The following is a 502-nucleotide window of genomic DNA, read 5'->3' on the forward strand; positions in this document are numbered from 1 at the left end:
AGGTTATTAACCTCACCGCCTTCCTCCCCGCTGAAAGTACTTTACAACCCGAAGGCCTTCTTCATACACGCGGCATGGCTGCATCAGGCTTGCGCCCATTGTGCAATATTCCCCACTGCTGCCTCCCGTAGGAGTCTGGACCGTGTCTCAGTTCCAGTGTGGCTGGTCATCCTCTCAGACCAGCTAGGGATCGTCGCCTAGGTGAGCCGTTACCCCACCTACTAGCTAATCCCATCTGGGCACATCCGGTGGCGTGAGGTCCGAAGATCCCCCACTTTGGTCCGAAGACGTTATGCGGTATTAGCTACCGTTTCCAGTAGTTATCCCCCTCCACCGGGCAGTTTCCCAGACATTACTCACCCGTCCGCCACTCGTCACCCGGAGAGCAAGCTCTCCTGTGCTACCGTCCGACTTGCATGTGTTAGGCCTGCCGCCAGCGTTCAATCTGAGCCATGATCAAACTCTTCAATTTAAAGTTTGATTTGCTTAAACAAGTTAAGCG

1 rRNA gene is annotated in these 502 nt (G+C 54.4%); it reads right to left on the reverse strand.

Going from position 1 to position 502, the window contains the following annotated elements:
• A 16S ribosomal RNA gene (locus SB719_RS19015) occupies nt 1–472 on the reverse strand; the annotation flags it as partial.
• Between the last annotated feature and the right edge of the window lie 30 nt (nt 473–502).

This window comes from Pantoea sp. SIMBA_079, from assembly GCF_046940275.1.
GTDB lineage: Bacteria > Pseudomonadota > Gammaproteobacteria > Enterobacterales > Enterobacteriaceae > Pantoea > Pantoea borealis.